This window comes from Bacillus sp. MUM 116 (assembly GCF_001866655.1).
In the GTDB taxonomy this organism is placed as follows: Bacteria; Bacillota; Bacilli; order Bacillales; family Cytobacillaceae; genus Neobacillus.
Genome location: NZ_MLYR01000087.1, coordinates 60006 through 74994 on the forward strand (window position 1 = coordinate 60006; position 14989 = coordinate 74994).

General features: G+C 43.9%; 12 protein-coding genes. 1 reads left to right on the top strand and 11 read right to left on the bottom strand.

All coding sequences use genetic code 11. The features are described from left to right. Positions 1 to 14: 14 nt before the first annotated feature. The 5 genes from BIV60_RS20670 to spoIIQ all read right to left on the bottom strand — a co-directional run bounded on the left by BIV60_RS20670 (position 15) and on the right by spoIIQ (position 8343). Positions 15 to 1919 carry a serine/threonine-protein kinase gene (locus tag BIV60_RS20670; RefSeq protein WP_071357609.1) on the bottom strand — a complete coding sequence of 635 codons (1905 nt, stop codon included), beginning with the start codon at positions 1917 to 1919 and terminating at the stop codon, positions 15 to 17. 526 nt (positions 1920 to 2445) lie between these two features. Continuing rightward, positions 2446 to 3213, bottom strand: a complete 768-nt coding sequence (locus BIV60_RS20675; RefSeq protein ID WP_071357610.1) for a PP2C family protein-serine/threonine phosphatase — start codon at positions 3211 to 3213, stop codon at positions 2446 to 2448. A gap of 282 nt (positions 3214 to 3495) precedes the next feature. After that, a complete protein-coding gene (locus BIV60_RS20680) occupies positions 3496 to 4569 on the bottom strand; it encodes a DUF6382 and FHA domain-containing protein (RefSeq protein WP_071357611.1) in 1074 nt (357 codons plus the stop codon). Positions 4570 to 5195: 626 nt separating this feature from the next. Further along, positions 5196 to 7193, bottom strand: coding sequence for a penicillin-binding transpeptidase domain-containing protein (locus tag BIV60_RS20685; protein WP_177177361.1), 1998 nt, complete (start codon positions 7191 to 7193; stop codon positions 5196 to 5198). 238 nt (positions 7194 to 7431) lie between these two features. Next, positions 7432 to 8343, bottom strand: a complete 912-nt coding sequence (gene spoIIQ / locus BIV60_RS20690) for a stage II sporulation protein SpoIIQ (RefSeq protein WP_071357612.1) — start codon at positions 8341 to 8343, stop codon at positions 7432 to 7434. Between the two features lie 337 nt (positions 8344 to 8680). Here spoIIQ and BIV60_RS31050 point away from each other — a divergent pair, with 337 nt between their 5' ends. Beyond that, on the top strand, positions 8681 to 8839 hold the full coding sequence (locus BIV60_RS31050; RefSeq protein ID WP_177177362.1) for a VanZ family protein: 159 nt from the start codon (positions 8681 to 8683) through the stop codon (positions 8837 to 8839). Here BIV60_RS31050 and BIV60_RS20695 read toward each other — a convergent pair. From BIV60_RS20695 to BIV60_RS20720, 6 genes are all read right to left on the bottom strand, one after another. After that, positions 8809 to 9888 carry a nuclease-related domain-containing protein gene (locus BIV60_RS20695; RefSeq protein ID WP_071357613.1) on the bottom strand — a complete coding sequence of 360 codons (1080 nt, stop codon included), beginning with the start codon at positions 9886 to 9888 and terminating at the stop codon, positions 8809 to 8811. The two genes, BIV60_RS31050 and BIV60_RS20695, sit on opposite strands and share 31 nt — an antisense overlap. A gap of 766 nt (positions 9889 to 10654) precedes the next feature. Next, the gene (locus BIV60_RS30560) at positions 10655 to 10777 is read right to left on the bottom strand and encodes a hypothetical protein (protein WP_256218481.1); all 123 of its coding nucleotides are present in this window, start codon (positions 10775 to 10777) and stop codon (positions 10655 to 10657) included. A 60-nt stretch (positions 10778 to 10837) separates the two neighbouring features. Continuing rightward, positions 10838 to 11866 carry a stage II sporulation protein D gene (spoIID, locus tag BIV60_RS20705; RefSeq protein WP_071357615.1) on the bottom strand — a complete coding sequence of 343 codons (1029 nt, stop codon included), beginning with the start codon at positions 11864 to 11866 and terminating at the stop codon, positions 10838 to 10840. 371 nt (positions 11867 to 12237) lie between these two features. Then, entirely contained in the window at positions 12238 to 13542 is a 1305-nt protein-coding gene (murA, locus tag BIV60_RS20710) for a UDP-N-acetylglucosamine 1-carboxyvinyltransferase (protein ID WP_071357616.1), read from the bottom strand. Between the two features lie 32 nt (positions 13543 to 13574). Next, positions 13575 to 14321 (bottom strand): YwmB family TATA-box binding protein, encoded by a 747-nt coding sequence (locus BIV60_RS20715; RefSeq protein WP_071357617.1) that lies wholly within the window; start codon positions 14319 to 14321, stop codon positions 13575 to 13577. 271 nt (positions 14322 to 14592) lie between these two features. Then, on the bottom strand, positions 14593 to 14826 hold the full coding sequence (locus BIV60_RS20720) for a DUF1146 family protein (RefSeq protein WP_071357618.1): 234 nt from the start codon (positions 14824 to 14826) through the stop codon (positions 14593 to 14595). Positions 14827 to 14989 lie beyond the last annotated feature (163 nt).

Genomic DNA, 14989 nt, shown 5'->3' on the forward strand with positions numbered 1-14989 from the left:
TTTCCTCCCCCTTTCTACCTGATACCGAGTGTCTTGAACCGCCCTGTCAGCTTTTTATAATCAGCGTCGCCCTTGGCGCCGGGAATTTTTCCGACTTGATCATAAATTTGTTTGGCCTGCTTAAAGCTGTGGTTGTCGAGGAGCAAATTTGTTAGTTTAAAATAGGCATCCGAATATTTCGGATAGCTTTTGATGGTTTTCTGCAGCTGTTGGACCGCCCGTGCCGGTTCGCCCATGTTTTGAAAAATCACACCGATTTTCGTTTGCACTTCCGGCTTGTTAGGAATGTCCAAGTCGAGCAGTGTTTGATAATGTTCGATAGCCTGTTCCAAGTCAGCTTTGGCCAGCGAACGCACTCCCCTGCTGTAATAGGCTTGGCCCAGTTTGCTTTCAAAATCTTCTTTATAATTAAGGCGTAATTTCTCATCATCGATTAAATCGAGGACCTTGTAGGCTTTTTTAATGATTTCGATTGTCTTCGTGTTGGCGTTGGCCATTTGGCCTTTATAGGAAATATAAATTCCGGCCAGGGATTTATAGTTATCTACCTTTTTCCGATCATTGACCAACCCATCATTAAATTTTTCAAACTTGTTCAAGTTGGCAGCAAAGCTTTTATAGTTAATATTCATTGAACTCGCTTGGGTGGCAATCGTTTCATAATATTGCACGTCAGGAATTGCCTCGGGGTCAACGTGATTGAAATGCTTGAGTGCTTTCGGATAATCGTGTTTCAGGTCAAAATAGGTCATCCCCATTTGGAAGCGAAGCGCGCTGTTTTTTTGGATATTCCCGTATTCATCATCGATATAGGTTTCGATTTTACCAAGCCCGTCATCGGTTTGGTCGCGGCTAATAAATAAATCCAGCAAACTGATATATGCCTCAGGTCGCTTTTTATTCACAGCAATTGCTTTTTCCAGCAATTTGAGGGCATTTTGGTCATCGTGATTCATATGCGAGACACCAGCGGCATTCACTAGTTTCATATAATCTTGGAACCTTGTGTTTTTGATGCCGTTTATACCGGCAACAGCTGTCGTGGTAAAAATTAAAAACAGCACAACGGGGATCAGGAACAGTGATAATTTTTTCCTGAGCTTCTTTTTATAGCCTTCTGTCAACTTGTTTATATTGTTTAGGTCGTAGAGCAGCTCGCTGCAGCTCTCGTAGCGGTTTGCTGGTTCGGACTGGGTACATTTGTTGATGATGTGTTCCAGTCCTTCCGGCAGGGCTGCATCCCAGTGGCGAATCGGCTTCAGCTCAAACGGCGGTTCATTGATGCTTTTTCCGGTGACTAGATGATATAAAGTTACTCCTAAGCTATAAATATCGGTTCTAGCGTCGGTTTGCTTCCCGGAGAGCTGTTCGGGCGCCGCATAGGATTTCGTCCCGAGGTTGATCGTGTCTGTCGTGCTTTCTGCCTTGAATTCTCGGGCGATGCCGAAGTCGATAAGCTTGATTTTGCCTTCTGGTGTCAGCATAATATTGTCTGGTTTCATATCCCTGTAAATAATCGGATGGGGTTTTCTTGTATGTAAGTACTCTAAAACTTCGGCGAGCTGTTTTGCCCAGTCTATGACTTCAAAGGTTGGGATTGTTGTTTCGCGTTTCAGTTTTTCTTTTAACGATTCGCCTTCGATATAGTCCATGACCACGTAAATATCGCCTTTTGCGTCGATAATGTCATAGATTTTCGGCAAGGACCCGTGGTCGAGTTTTTTCAGCATGTTGGCTTCGACAATCAAGCTGTTGATCAGAAGCTCGTTGTTGCTTGCATCACGTTTGCGGATATCTTTGACAACCAGGGATTTATTAAGGCGGTTGTCCATGGCAAGGTAGACGACGCTCATTCCGCCCCGGCCGATTTCCTTTAAAATTTCATAGCGATCATCGATTACTGCTCCAATCTTTATCAAGAAAAACTCCCCCGATGTTCGATAAGATTTGGTGGTGGTGATAGGCGGGTTGGGTTGCGCCAATTGGCGAGTGCCTTCCGCCAGTTAGGTGGCGCTTTCCGCTAGTTAGCGGGTGCTTTCCGCCTATTAGGTGGCGCCTTCCGCCAGTTAGCGGGTGCTTTCCGCCAATTAGGTGGTGCTTCCGCTAGTTAGCGGGTGCTTTCCGCCTATTAGGTGGCGCCTTCCGCTAGTTGGCGGGTGCTTTCCGCCAGTTAGGTGGCGCTTCCGCTAGTTGGCGGGTGCTTTCCGCCTATTAGGTGGTACTTCCGCTAGTTAGCGGGTGCTTTCCGCCTATTAGGTGGTGCTTCCGCTAGTTAGCGGGTGCCTTCCGCTAGTTAGGTGGCGCTTTCCGCTAGTTAGCGGGTGCTTTCCGCCAATTAGGTGGCGCCTTCCGCTAGTTGGCGGGTGCTTTCCGCCAGTTGGTGGCGCTTCCGCTAGTTAGCGTTAGCGGGCGCTTTCCGCCAATTAACGCACTCCCCATCCATTCTTAAACCACTTTTGCTACTACAACCGATATATTATCGACTTCTTTTCGTGCTTTCACTAACTCTACTAACCCGACTACTTTTTCCTTCATCTGCTGTTCATTCATCAGCTTGTCCGGATGAAAATTCTCCACCAGCTCTTCCTCCGAAATCTGATGATAAAATCCATCAGAGCACAACATAAATACCGTGTTATTCTGAATATCCCCTGATGAAAAGGCAATCTCAATGTTCTTTGTCGCCCCGACACATTGCAGTAAGACATTTCGGCGTGGATCGAATTTGGCCTGCTCCTCCGTCAGGTTGCCGCGGGCCACTTCTCTTGCTACCAACGTTTGATCCATCGTTAATTGCCTCAAGGTATCACCAATTTGATATACCCTGCTGTCGCCGATATGGACAATATAGTATCTATTCTGAAAAATCAGCAGCGCGATAACGGTTGTGCCTAATGTTACATTTTCGCTTTCCCCGTAGTTCTGGATTTTCTCGTTTAACTGCTGAACACAGGTTTCTAACTCTGTACGGATTTCTTCTTCAACATGCTCGGATTGGGCGATTCTCGGCATCTCGGAGTCAAACCAGTCTGACATGCCCCTGATGACGGTTGCGCTGGCGAGTTCCCCGTGGGACAAGCCCCCCATGCCGTCACAGACAACGAATAGACCGATATGCCCTTTTGGAGTTCGGGCTGTTTTCAGTAACAACGCATCCTGATTCGTCTTCTTTTTTATACCGACATCCGTATGGTAGGCTGTTAACATGGACATTTTCTAACCTCATTCTTTGTTTTTTACAAAGGCTCTTTTCGTAAACTTTGTTGCTATTGGACAATAATAAGGGTCAAATACTTAAGTTTTCAGGCAATTTTCGCAAATATTCTTACGAAAAGATGCCACGAAGCATTTCGTTATACGGGTTGATGAACTTATACGAAAAACAACAATCTATGCGAAAATAGCCTTTACAAAAATAGATATGACGATCGGTGTAAAACTACACCTAATCCACAGATTACAGAAGTTTATCCGCGAATCTAAAAATCTACGAATTTAAAACAATTTAAAAACAAACTCTTCATTTGCGAGCTTTATTTTATCTTCATGCTTCAGCTTGGTTTTCGCATTGGGAACGAGTCTTACCTCGTTCAAGTAGCTGCCGTTTCGGGATTGTTTATCGACAAAGAAATATTCTCCATCTACTGTAAGAATCTCGGCATGCACACGGCCGACCACTTTATTTTTCGCGACATAATCAACCTGTTCGGGGTCCCTGCCCAGCCTAAAAACATCCTTCGACAGGGAGAGTTTTCCCCCTGTCGCTGCCTCTAAAAGAAACGGCAACGCTTGCGAATGATGGCCAACACCTAGTGCCGTGGTGCCCTCTTCCTCCTGAACACTTACCATTCCTAAAACCGTCGTTCCTCCCTCGACTACAGCGGCAGCAGTTTCTTTGATCACCTTCCCCTGGCTTGGACTATAAAAATGGGCCTGTGGTTCCGCCGCCTTGCCCGATTCCGTTGATTGGCCGGCATAACCCGATGCAAACTCCTTCAGTTTTTCTTTAAAATGCGGTAAATGAAGATCCGCGTTTTTCGCAAGATAGTTGTGGAGCTTAATAAAAAACAACAGATCGTCCGCTTCATCGTACGAAGCGCCAGCAATCAGTTCTTTAAGAAACTCGTTCATTGATACCTTTTCAAAAACATTAACTTTCACCGGAACATACAAAAATACTAATCTATTTGAAAAGTGATCAAGGAAGATATATTTCTTATTGAGCAGGATTTTCTCCAGATTTAGCCCGTTTCGCTCGAGTTCCTCCAGACCTTCAATGATCTTAAAAAGACTGTTCACCACCTGCTCCTTTGTTAATGTACTGGCGAAAAGCTGCTCCAAATTGACTTGCGAAATCATATCATAGCGAAGTACAGCCGCCCCGTCCTTCTTCACCATGCCAAACGGCAGCAGTCCCGAAATCCGCATTTTATTATTCGTCAACAGATCCGTCTCTGCCCGGTCTGCCGCCAACAACTCCATATCCAGCTCCATCTCCTCCGGAACCGGGTAATAAAAAAACTTCGAAAACCCGTAATCCTCTAACTTAAGATCCAGATTCTTAATCATCTTTACTTCCCTCCCTCTTTTCACCAAACCTCACTTGCAACTATCAATAAAAACACACGGGATTTGAAATCTCGTGTGTTTTTATTTTGAATTATTCAGGAACATATAGTAGAAAATTACCAAAAACCCAAAACAAAATCATTCGAAACTTTCTTTTGTCCCACATTACTTCGGAAGCCCGTGACTTCTCTCATTCATATACTAATCATACAGAAACTTCCAGACGATGAGTACGCTACTTTTGTATCAACTTCCATCTGGTTATAATGACAATTGTCCCAGAAGAAACAGGAAATCATCCCTTTATTCCCATCTTCAGGGAATCAGAATTGGACAAATCTTATAGAAAAATAGATTCGAGGATTTTTTTCAAAATGTAGTATGTTAACCGTCCAATCAAAAATATTTCTTGGGTTTTCCGTATAACCTATTTCATATTGAACCAACATTGTCCTGCCAAGTAGTAATACTAAAAAAGCAAAAATCAATTGAACTCCAAAATAGTAAATAATTTAACCTTTAACAATTTCTAGATTGATAAACCATTGTTCTATAGGTTTTAGAAAATCAGGCACATACTCCTATAACGCGCCAAAAAGCCAGGCAATTTCCGCCTGGCTTTTCCCCTATTTCCACATCTTAAAGACCTTCGTCACTTTTTCCACCGACACCTTCGAGCCGCCGCTCTTCTCAACGTTCTCAACCATCATTGCAATCATCAAGTTCGGTTTCTGCGGATTGTACGCGATGAACCAACCGTTTTGCGTGCCAAGCTCGCCCTGCTTCTGCTTAATCTCCGCTGTCCCAGTTTTCCCCGCCAACGGGTAGCCCGGAATATTCGCCGCACGCGCCGTTCCGCCCGGATCCGTTACAACCTTCCGTAACATCGGTCCAATCGTCGCCGCTGCATCCGGAGTCATCACCTTCTCCTGCAGCACTTGGCTCTTCTTGTCACTTGCAAGCAAAATTGGCTTTATCATATTGCCACTGTTCACAAGTGGTGTATACGCCGTCATCAAGTTGACAATATTCATTTGAATTTGTCCCTGCCCATAGCCGGAATCAGCAAGCGAGATTTCGCTTCCAAGACTCCCAATCGTCGGCTTCTCTAGAGGGAACGCATAGTCCCACTCTTTTTCAAATCCAAACTTCTTTAATCCATCGATAAACGCCGTCCGGCCTGTTTTCAGTGCCGCTTGCGCAAAGTAGATGTTGTCGGAGTAGATGAAGGCTTTTTCCAGATTTACTGGGCTTGCCTCGTGAACTCGTGTCACATAATAGCCGCCCCATGATTTGCTCTTCTGCCACTTCAATCCATTGATTGCGATGGACTGTCCTGGTGTGATCGCCTTATTCTCAAGCGCAATTGACGCCGTAATTGGCTTCATCACCGAGCCCGGTGCATACGTTTGTTTAAAACGTGTCGCCAACGGCGACTTTTTGTTGTCCTGCAGCGCATTCCACTCGGAAGCTGAAAATCCGAGCGACGCTTGATTCGGGTCGAACGACGGGCTGCTCACAAGCGCGAGCGTTTCCCCGGTCGTCGGGTTCATTGCCGCCGAGGCCCCTGCATCGCCCTTCATTTCATCATAAAGACTCGCCTGGAGCTCGGCATCAATCGTCAGCTTGACAGTCTTGCCGTTCTCGACCGGCTTCTCAGCGAGTACATCTTCAGAGCCATCTTTCTTCTTAATCGTAATCTTCACACCAGTCTGACCCTTGAGCTGTTCGTCAAACACCTGCTCAAGGCCGCGTTTTCCCACGAGGTCCTGAGCCGTGTAGCCCTTCGACTCCAGCTTCTTCAGCTCATCGGCCGTTATTGACCCAACATAGCCAACCAGCTGGGCAGCCGCTTCTTTATAAGGATAAATCCTTGCCGGCACATCCTTTGTTGTCACCGACTGGATGCTCGTTAGCTGATTGACCAATTTCCGGTCATCCAACGGAATCTTTCTCAGCGGCACGAACAGCTCCGGCTTCACCCAGCTTGCCCCGAGTTCTTGTTCAATCTGTTTCGTTGGTATATCCAAAAGCTTTGCAAGCTGCCCGACAATCTGCGCCTTTTTATCCCCCATTTTACCGGGCACAACACCAACTTCAAGCACATCGCCATTAACCGCCAGCCCGTTGCCGTTGCGGTCCACAATCTCGCCGCGCTCGGGGCTTATCGTGCTGAGGCCGATTTTATCGTCCTTCTCCATTTTTGGAAAAATGAACCCAGTATTCCAGTCAATGTACCAGTTTTTCTTATTGTCCTTTTCTTCTTCTTTCAAATTTGCCTTGTAGCTGAATGAAATCGGCCCAGCCACGCTATTCATTTTGGCGTTAAAAGAATAGCTGGTTTTCCCGCCGTCTGCCTTTTTATCCTCTTTCGGCTTTTTAAAATTGACTTTGAGGCCGGTAATTTGCAAGTCCTGATAGATTTTTTCGTAGCGCGAGGTGAATTCTTTTTTAGATATCGATTTTTTCGCGCTGGATGAAAGGTAATCGTACATTTGATCAAATTTTTGTTCGTTCCATAGTTTTATGTATGCAGCAAATCGGTCCTGCGGCGCCGGTTCCTTGTTGCAGCCGGCCAGCATCGTCACGAATACAATCAGCAGAACCCCGATTAATTTTTTCACGGACAGCTTCCTCCTTTTTTCTATTATTTTACCATTGAAGGAGGGTATCGACCAAATATTTGGATATTTTATAGGGGGGATTGCCTATTTATATGGGTTTGGGACATTTCGATCCTGTCTGATGGGATTATGTCCAATATCAGGACTGCGCCCGTCTATCCGCCTCAGCTGGGTTCTTTTTTCCAAAAAAGGCACAAAAAAGAGGAAAGATTATTCCCCTTTCCCCTCGGTTCCATTATTATGAATTTGTGTCGTTTATTGTGTTGTCGGAAGAGTTGTCAGAAGGTGTACTGCCATCTGATGGTGTGCCTTGGTCATCTTGAGTGTTTGTGCTGTCATCGATATTTTGATCAGATGGAGCATTTGTGCTGTCATCGATTTTTTGATCGGTTGGAGCTTTTGTGCTGTCATCGATTTTTTGATCGTTGGCCTTATCTTCCGTTGCTTTTTGCGTTGTGTCCGCTGCTGGAGTTGTTGTATCTTCCTGCAACGCGCTTAGCGTTTTGTTAATATAAGTATCAGGATTTACTGCTACACCATTTTTGCGGATTTCAAAGTGTACATGGGTTCCAGCTTTTTCGTTGAATAAGCTTTGTCCAGCCTTGGCAATGACATCGCCTTGTTTCACTTCTTCGCCAACCTTGACCTTCATGTCATTCACCGATGAATATTGGGTAATTACCCCTTTTTCATGCTCGATTTCAATGACATTACCTAGAGTTGCATCTTCGCTTACCTTTGTTACGGTTCCGCTTAAGGAGGCAACTACATCAAATGTTTCCCCGTTTTTCATCGTGATGTCGATACCAGTGTTTGGAACATATTGATTGTCGTAGTGAACTAATGCTGCGACTTGCTCTTCCTTGCTCGCTTTAAAGTCATAGAATTTCTTTTTAATAACAGCGGTAGCAGGATCTTTCACTGGCATTTTGAAGTTTTCCATTGATTTGTTGACTTCAACAGATGGCTCGTTGAATTTTTTCTGAGCGATGTTTGTGGCTTTGTTGTCTTTCGTCGAACTGCTAAGGTTCGAGTACCAAAGAACACCTGTCAGAATGATTGCTGCACTTGCGATATAAATGGCTGGAAATACCCAACGCTTTTTGAAAAAGCTTTTCTGAGAAGATCGTTTGTTTTCTTCCTCTCTCATTTTCATCACCTCAGCAATCATTCTGAACAGATAAGTAGAATTATATACACGAGGCGGAAAATTTTTTTAGTTTTTGTCAAGGTTTATGTTTTTATGCATTCATAAAGAGAATTTTTTTATGAGGTTTTATAAAATGAGTGCTCCGGGCGCTGCCCGCCCTCTATATGGCGGCGATTTGGATTCAGTCGAGTTTTTCTTCTGACAAGCTTGTCCATTTGCCTAAGGAAAGTGTGGACAATACAATTGGAGCCGCTGCACTTGATTGAATTTGCGATTTTGTATGTTTTGCTAGTGTTGGCGTTTTTGATACGTCGTGCGGGTCTGAGTGCGCGACTGAATGTGGCCTGCGCGGTGTTTGCTGCGCTTTACGGGGGTGAGTGATGAAATCCATCAATCTTTTATTCTGTCCCGTTCTGAGTCCTGGTTTGACTTTTTTAAGGATGTTGTTGGTATCAATGTCTGCTTCTATTTTGTGCATGGTGCTTTGTTTACGTGAAGGATTGCGGAAGGTGCTGGGGCGTGTGGGTGCGAAGCCAGGGGTAAGCCCCCCTGGGTCATGGTTTGTGATTGGCCCGGGACGAGGTAGCCTTGCTTGTAATAGACCCGGTCCCGATACTTCCCTGTAAATGGTAAATTAATAGCTGATAAAATTTTATAAGCGATTCTAGGATTGATGTGTAGGAAGTTACATAATTCCGCATTGGTAATAGTTGGTTTTATGAGAAGGAAGTGGTCATAGATTGCTTGAATATGGGCATCCTTTGATCGTGTTCCGCATTTTGGACAGTACCATGTTCCATAGCGGCGTTCCATTCCTATGAAATGACAAACTGAGTTTGGGCATTGTACACCAGTGGGGATTTCCTTTGGGGAAATCTCGAAATATCGGAGAATGTCGGGATCTTCTGGTGTATGATGTGCAAGTAAAAGACGTGCAATTTTTCTTAATTCCTTTTGCGTAATTTTTTCGATTTCAAATTCTTCAATTTGTTCTATCTTCTCAAGTAGCCCTTCGCTATTACAGATATTGCGATTTAGTGGGTGATTATGATATGCAAAGGTTATTTTCGTGTTTTTATTGCTATTGACAAAAAGGTAGTGGATAGGCGGTGCCGCACAATTTTGATCCTGTAACCATTTCCCTAATTTCCTGGCTTGTGTTTTTGCCTGTAAGACAGGGTTGTCAATTCGTTCTCGATAATTGTTTCTCACCAGGGTTGCTTGTTCTAATTCTCGCTCAAATATGATTTCCTTCCCTCTATTTTTGGCTTCAAGGTCTAGAAAGAAGGCAACAGATAGGACTAGTACATCGATTTGGAAGTAGTATTTGCCGTCATAAAGGCGGAGGTCGTTGATTATATCGTATTTCTTTTCAGGAAGCTGGTCTAAATAGAATTCTAGAGCTTTTTGTCCCTGGTATCCTTTCATTTTCATCTCACGTTCGATTTGAATATTCATCATTTTGGGATGATCAAAGCGAATCCGTCTTAGAAGGGCATCAATTTTTTCTACCATCGGGGGGAGCGTTAATGGTTTTAGGTTCAAATGATCCAGTCCTTTCTTTCTTTTTTTCTTTCTATTTCTGTCTCATTGGAAGGTTCTCCTGCAAATTTCGACATATTGTTTTGACAGATTTGTGTCGGTTTTTTTAGAAGGGGGTTGGTTTGTTGTAAAAACTATTCTTTAGTTCACCCACCGATTTTGGTTCTTTACCCTCCGCTTTGGGGAGTTTACATTCCGGTTCTCCCTTTTTACCCACCGCTTTTCACCTTTTACCCATCGCTTCTCATTTATGCTACTGAAAATCAGGTTTCCTTCCTTGAAAATTACCTTTTCAAAAACAAAATTACCTTTTTAAGTAAATTCATAACCCCAGATTAGCCACCAGTTTCAACCTTATTTTGTTCACCCACCGGTTTTGGTTCTTTCCCCTCCGCTTTGGGGAGTTTACATTCCGGTTCTCCCTTTTTACCCACCACTTTTTGCCTTTTACCCATCACTTCTCATTTATGCTACTGAAAATCAGGTTTCCTTCCTTGTAAATTAATTTTTCAAAAACAAAATTACCATTTTAAGTAAATCTACAACCCCAGATTAGCCACCAGTTTCAACCTTATTTTGTTCACCCACCGGTTTTGGTTCTTTACCCTCCGCTTTGGGGAGTTTACATTCCGGTTCTCCCTTTTTACCCAGCGCTTTTCACCTTTTATCCTCTACTTCTCATTTAATCTACTGAAAACCAGGTTTCCTTCCTTGTAAATTACCTTTTCAAAAACAAAATTACCATTTTAAGCAATTTCACAACCCCAGATTAGCCCCCCGTTTCATCCTTATTTTGTTCACCCACCGGTTTTGGTTCTTTACCCTCCGCTTTAGGGAGTTTACATTCCGGTTCTCCCTTTTTACCCACCACTTTTCGCCTTTTACCCTCCACTTCTCACTCCCCCAACAAATATAAAAGCCAGGCATCCACACCTGGCTTCCCAAAACTCCCCTACTTCGACGCCGTTATCGTCGCCAACATATTCTGTGCCGAAGTAATCTGTACACCCTTATAATAATGCGTCACAATCTGCTTATAATCCTTCCCTTCCGCCGCCATTCCATTTGCGCCATACTGGCTCATACCGACACCATGGCCGAAGCCTTTCGTGGCAATTATAATATTGTCACCCTTCCGGCTCCACGAGAAATCTGATGACTTTAAATTCAATTTATCGCGGATATCTTTTCCCGTTAAAATTTTCCCATTAAAATCGACTTTTCCCACACGATGCCCCGCCGTCCGGTCAATGATTTTTCCAATCGTTGATCCAGAACCAAGGGTCACTCCCAGTTTCGCCTCAAACGCAGCGACGGAGACCACCTCTTGATTATAGAATTTCGGTGAACTTTTATCCCACGGGCTTGAAACACTGCGTAGATATGGATAGGCATTCGCCCAATAATCCTCCGAATTTTCCGTATAGCCGTTACTAGTAGAGAAGAAAGAAGCATCGATCGGCTGGCCTTTATAGGTGATAATCTGACCACTTGTCGCTCTTACTGCCTCAAGAACTTTCTTCTTCTTCCAACTATAATCCATTCCCCATTCTCGCTTCAGCTCATCGTCGCTTTTATACACCTGATGAATCTGGGTATCCGTTACCTCTGCACCTTTTGGAACGCCGAGAGGCTTTTTACTCATCAGTCTTTCCACAATATATGTTCTTGCGGTTAGAGCCTGAGCCTTAAGCGCTTCTTCCTTGAATTCTGCAGGCATTTCCGCTGCAACAACTCCGACGAGGTAATTCTCAAGCGGTACCGTTTCGATTTTTTCCTTCGCTGCGCGGTAGACCGATACTTCCACCGCAGAATCTGCAGACACGGTCGAAGATTCCTTTGCCTTGGCCTTTGATAGATCCTCGCCCAGTTTCCCATTGGCCTCGCCTTGTGCAAAAGGCAATACCAAAATCGCGGGTATTATCAAGGTTACGGCAAATAGAATAGACGCTAGTACGATGAGTGGTTTGAATTTTTTCATGAAAGTGCCTCCAGTTTGTGAAATTTGTGGTGACAGGCACCATTCGTAGACATTTCAGCAATTTGTCCACTTGGGATGGACACACCCCTGTACCTATCTTACTCATTCCATCATATGGAGGGGGACAAGCATTTATGACTTTAAAAAAGCAAAAACCGGAGAAAGTGGCTGTCGGACATCTGACAGCCACTTTCTCCGGTTTACCTGTTTTTATTTACTTTAGGCACTCTTCATACACCGCTTAACCCCTGATCCAATCAAGTGCCTAAAATCCGAATGTGAAAATTTCACAATCCTAACACCGTCGAAACAGGAATACCTATCACAAAAATCCTACGATCATCGCAACAGGAACACCTATCCCAACAACCTTACGCATTCATATCGGAAATCAATTTCTCGACAAAAATCTCATCTTCTTCTTTCACACGCTCAATGTCAGCGCCTAATACAGCAAGCTTCTCGTGGAAATCCACATATCCACGGTCCAAATGCTTCAATTCGGTCACACGTGTTACACCATCAGCAACTAAGCCTGTCAAAATCAAGGCTGCTGCTGCACGAAGGTCAGTTGCGGATACCTCGGCACCCTGTAAATTTGAAAGACCATTTAAAATAACCGAACGTCCTTCAATTTTAATATCTGCATTCATTCTGCGGAATTCCTCCACATGCATGAAGCGGTTTTCAAATACTGTTTCCGTGATCATTGACGTACCTTCCGCGCGAAGCAATAACGCCATCATTTGCGATTGCATATCTGTTGGAAAGCCCGGATGCGGCATTGTCTTAATGTCCACAGCTTTCAAGTTCTCCGGTCCAATGACACGAACACCGTCAAATTCTTCAACAATGGTAACACCCATCTCTTCCATCTTCGCAATCAAAGAAGACAAGTGCTCAGGAACTGCTCCTCTAACAAGCACATTTCCGCCCGTAATCGCTGCAGCCACCATGAACGTACCTGCTTCGATTCGGTCAGGAATAATGTTATGATCTGCACCAAATAAACGATCGACACCCTCAATGCGAAGCGTGCCTGTTCCGGCGCCTCTTACCTTTGCGCCCATTTTGTTCAAGAAATTTGCAAGATCAACGATTTCTGGTTCTTTTGCGACGTTTTCAATGATGGTCGTACCCACAGCGAGCGTTGCCGCCATCATAATGTTTTCTGTTGCACCAACACTTGGGAAATCCAAGTAAATCTTTGCACCTTTTAAGCGGCCATCAACCTCCGCTTCGATAAAACCATTTCCAACCTTGACCTTAGCACCCATGGCTTCAAAGCCTTTTAAATGCTGGTCGATTGGGCGGGATCCGATGGCACAGCCGCCAGGCAAAGCTACCCGAGCCCGGCCATTACGGGCTAATAATGATCCCATAACAAGGACAGACGCACGCATCTTCCGAACATATTCGAAAGGCGCTTCCTCTTTTAACACTCTGGATGCATCAACGAAAACTGTATTATTTTCAAACACTACATCAGCGTTTAGATTGCGTAATACTTCATTAATTGTGTATACATCGGAGAGTGTAGGTACATCACGAATTACACTTTTTCCATCACTTGCTAATAATGTTGCAGCGATAACAGGCAAAACGGCATTCTTTGCACCTTCAACTTTCACCGTTCCATAAAGCCTTTGTCCGCCGCGGACGATAATCTTTTCCAAGAGTATTCCCCTCCGCGTCCATTTTCTCTATATTAATATTCAATCGTTATGATTGGTGTGCCAACTACAACCGTAGTCTGGGCGCCCAATCCTTCGGAGCGTACCCCAATTTGTAGGTTCAAATCTGTTTTTGCATTACCAATCGACTCCGAAAAGTCTGGTGAAAATGCCGTAACAGACATGAACGTCTCCTCTTTTAACGCTTCGATTTTTTTCGCATTCAATGCAGATAGCATATCCTTCACCGTTGCAGGTAAAGCCTTATCCATCTTATCACCGACAACGCCCTTCATACAAGAGAAAAATGTCGGTTTTTCTCGAAATACGTCCCTCAGCCTATTTTTGAATTGATTGGTTGTGAAAAAGGACTCTGCCCTCTTATTCCACTGCTTGCCGCTGACCCTATATACTATATACGCATTGATTGGTTGGTTTGTGCGGGAAGACATGATTTGAAGTGTTTCTTGGTGGTGGTTTGAAGCTGGAGATACTGCTGTCACTTCCCATTTTTGGCTGGTGTTTACCGTGGACCAATCCCAATCAGGAAACTTTCGCTTAAGCTCCTCTGCATAAACCCGTACGTCTTTTTCACTTTTTAGGTCAACCAAATGTTCACGTGCATATAAAGACCATTCACTCGGCATAATATTTTTTGTTTGAAAAATAGAACCAATTTTAATCAAATCCAAGCTTTCATTTGCCGCTTCTGTATTTCGATTCCCCAAAACAACTGCAATAAAACTTAAAATGGCAATTAGGCCAAATATATATTTTTTCAACCGGCTCTCCCCCTTACTACCATTGTTTCCAATGATGGGAAGAGCATACTTGGGAATTCTCGTCACTTTTAGACAAATACGTAAATTCTTTCAAGTTCGGCTTTTCACAAAGTCGTGCTTTACAAGTGCTTTACAACAGAGTATGTAATGACACAAAGAGAATTGTACTCAAAAACAGGCAAAAAGGGAACATGTATGAAGACCTAAATTTTTACCAATTTGCCCGAATAAAGACCGGGCAGTGAAACTGGCCAATTTTCAAAACCGTAATTTACTGAAACATCATCGGGAGCTGCCGTGACCATTGCAGATAATCCAGGAAAAAATTACTAACGGTTGACCCAAGGAATATCGCCAATAATATGTATAGCAGCCGGGCCTGGAATACATGATTTGCCTTGATCAGCTTTTCCAAGCGAATCGCCTGCAGCGCCCACCAGGATATCGCAATAAATACAAGATGCGATAGGATGCTGACCAATGCAATTTGTCCGAAATCCACCATTAATCACCTCTCCACTATGATAGTCTATCATATTGACGAATGAAAACCGGAAAAGTTTCATTTTGGTTACAAAAAATTAACAGCCTAAACACAGTTTACCAAATATTAAACAGTGTTTAGGCTGTTAATAAAGGCTATTTTCGAATAGATTGTTGTTTTTCGT

Coding starts and splice junctions, on each gene's coding strand:
- BIV60_RS20675 (WP_071357610.1), bottom strand. CDS start 3,213: ATGTCCATGTTAACAGCCTACCATACGGATGTCGGTATAAAAAAGAAG.
- BIV60_RS20680 (WP_071357611.1), bottom strand. CDS start 4,569: ATGATTAAGAATCTGGATCTTAAGTTAGAGGATTACGGGTTTTCGAAG.
- spoIIQ (WP_071357612.1), bottom strand. CDS start 8,343: ATGAGAGAGGAAGAAAACAAACGATCTTCTCAGAAAAGCTTTTTCAAA.
- BIV60_RS31050 (WP_177177362.1), top strand. CDS start 8,681: ATGTGGCCTGCGCGGTGTTTGCTGCGCTTTACGGGGGTGAGTGATGAA.
- spoIID (WP_071357615.1), bottom strand. CDS start 11,866: ATGAAAAAATTCAAACCACTCATCGTACTAGCGTCTATTCTATTTGCC.
- BIV60_RS20720 (WP_071357618.1), bottom strand. CDS start 14,826: ATGGTGGATTTCGGACAAATTGCATTGGTCAGCATCCTATCGCATCTT.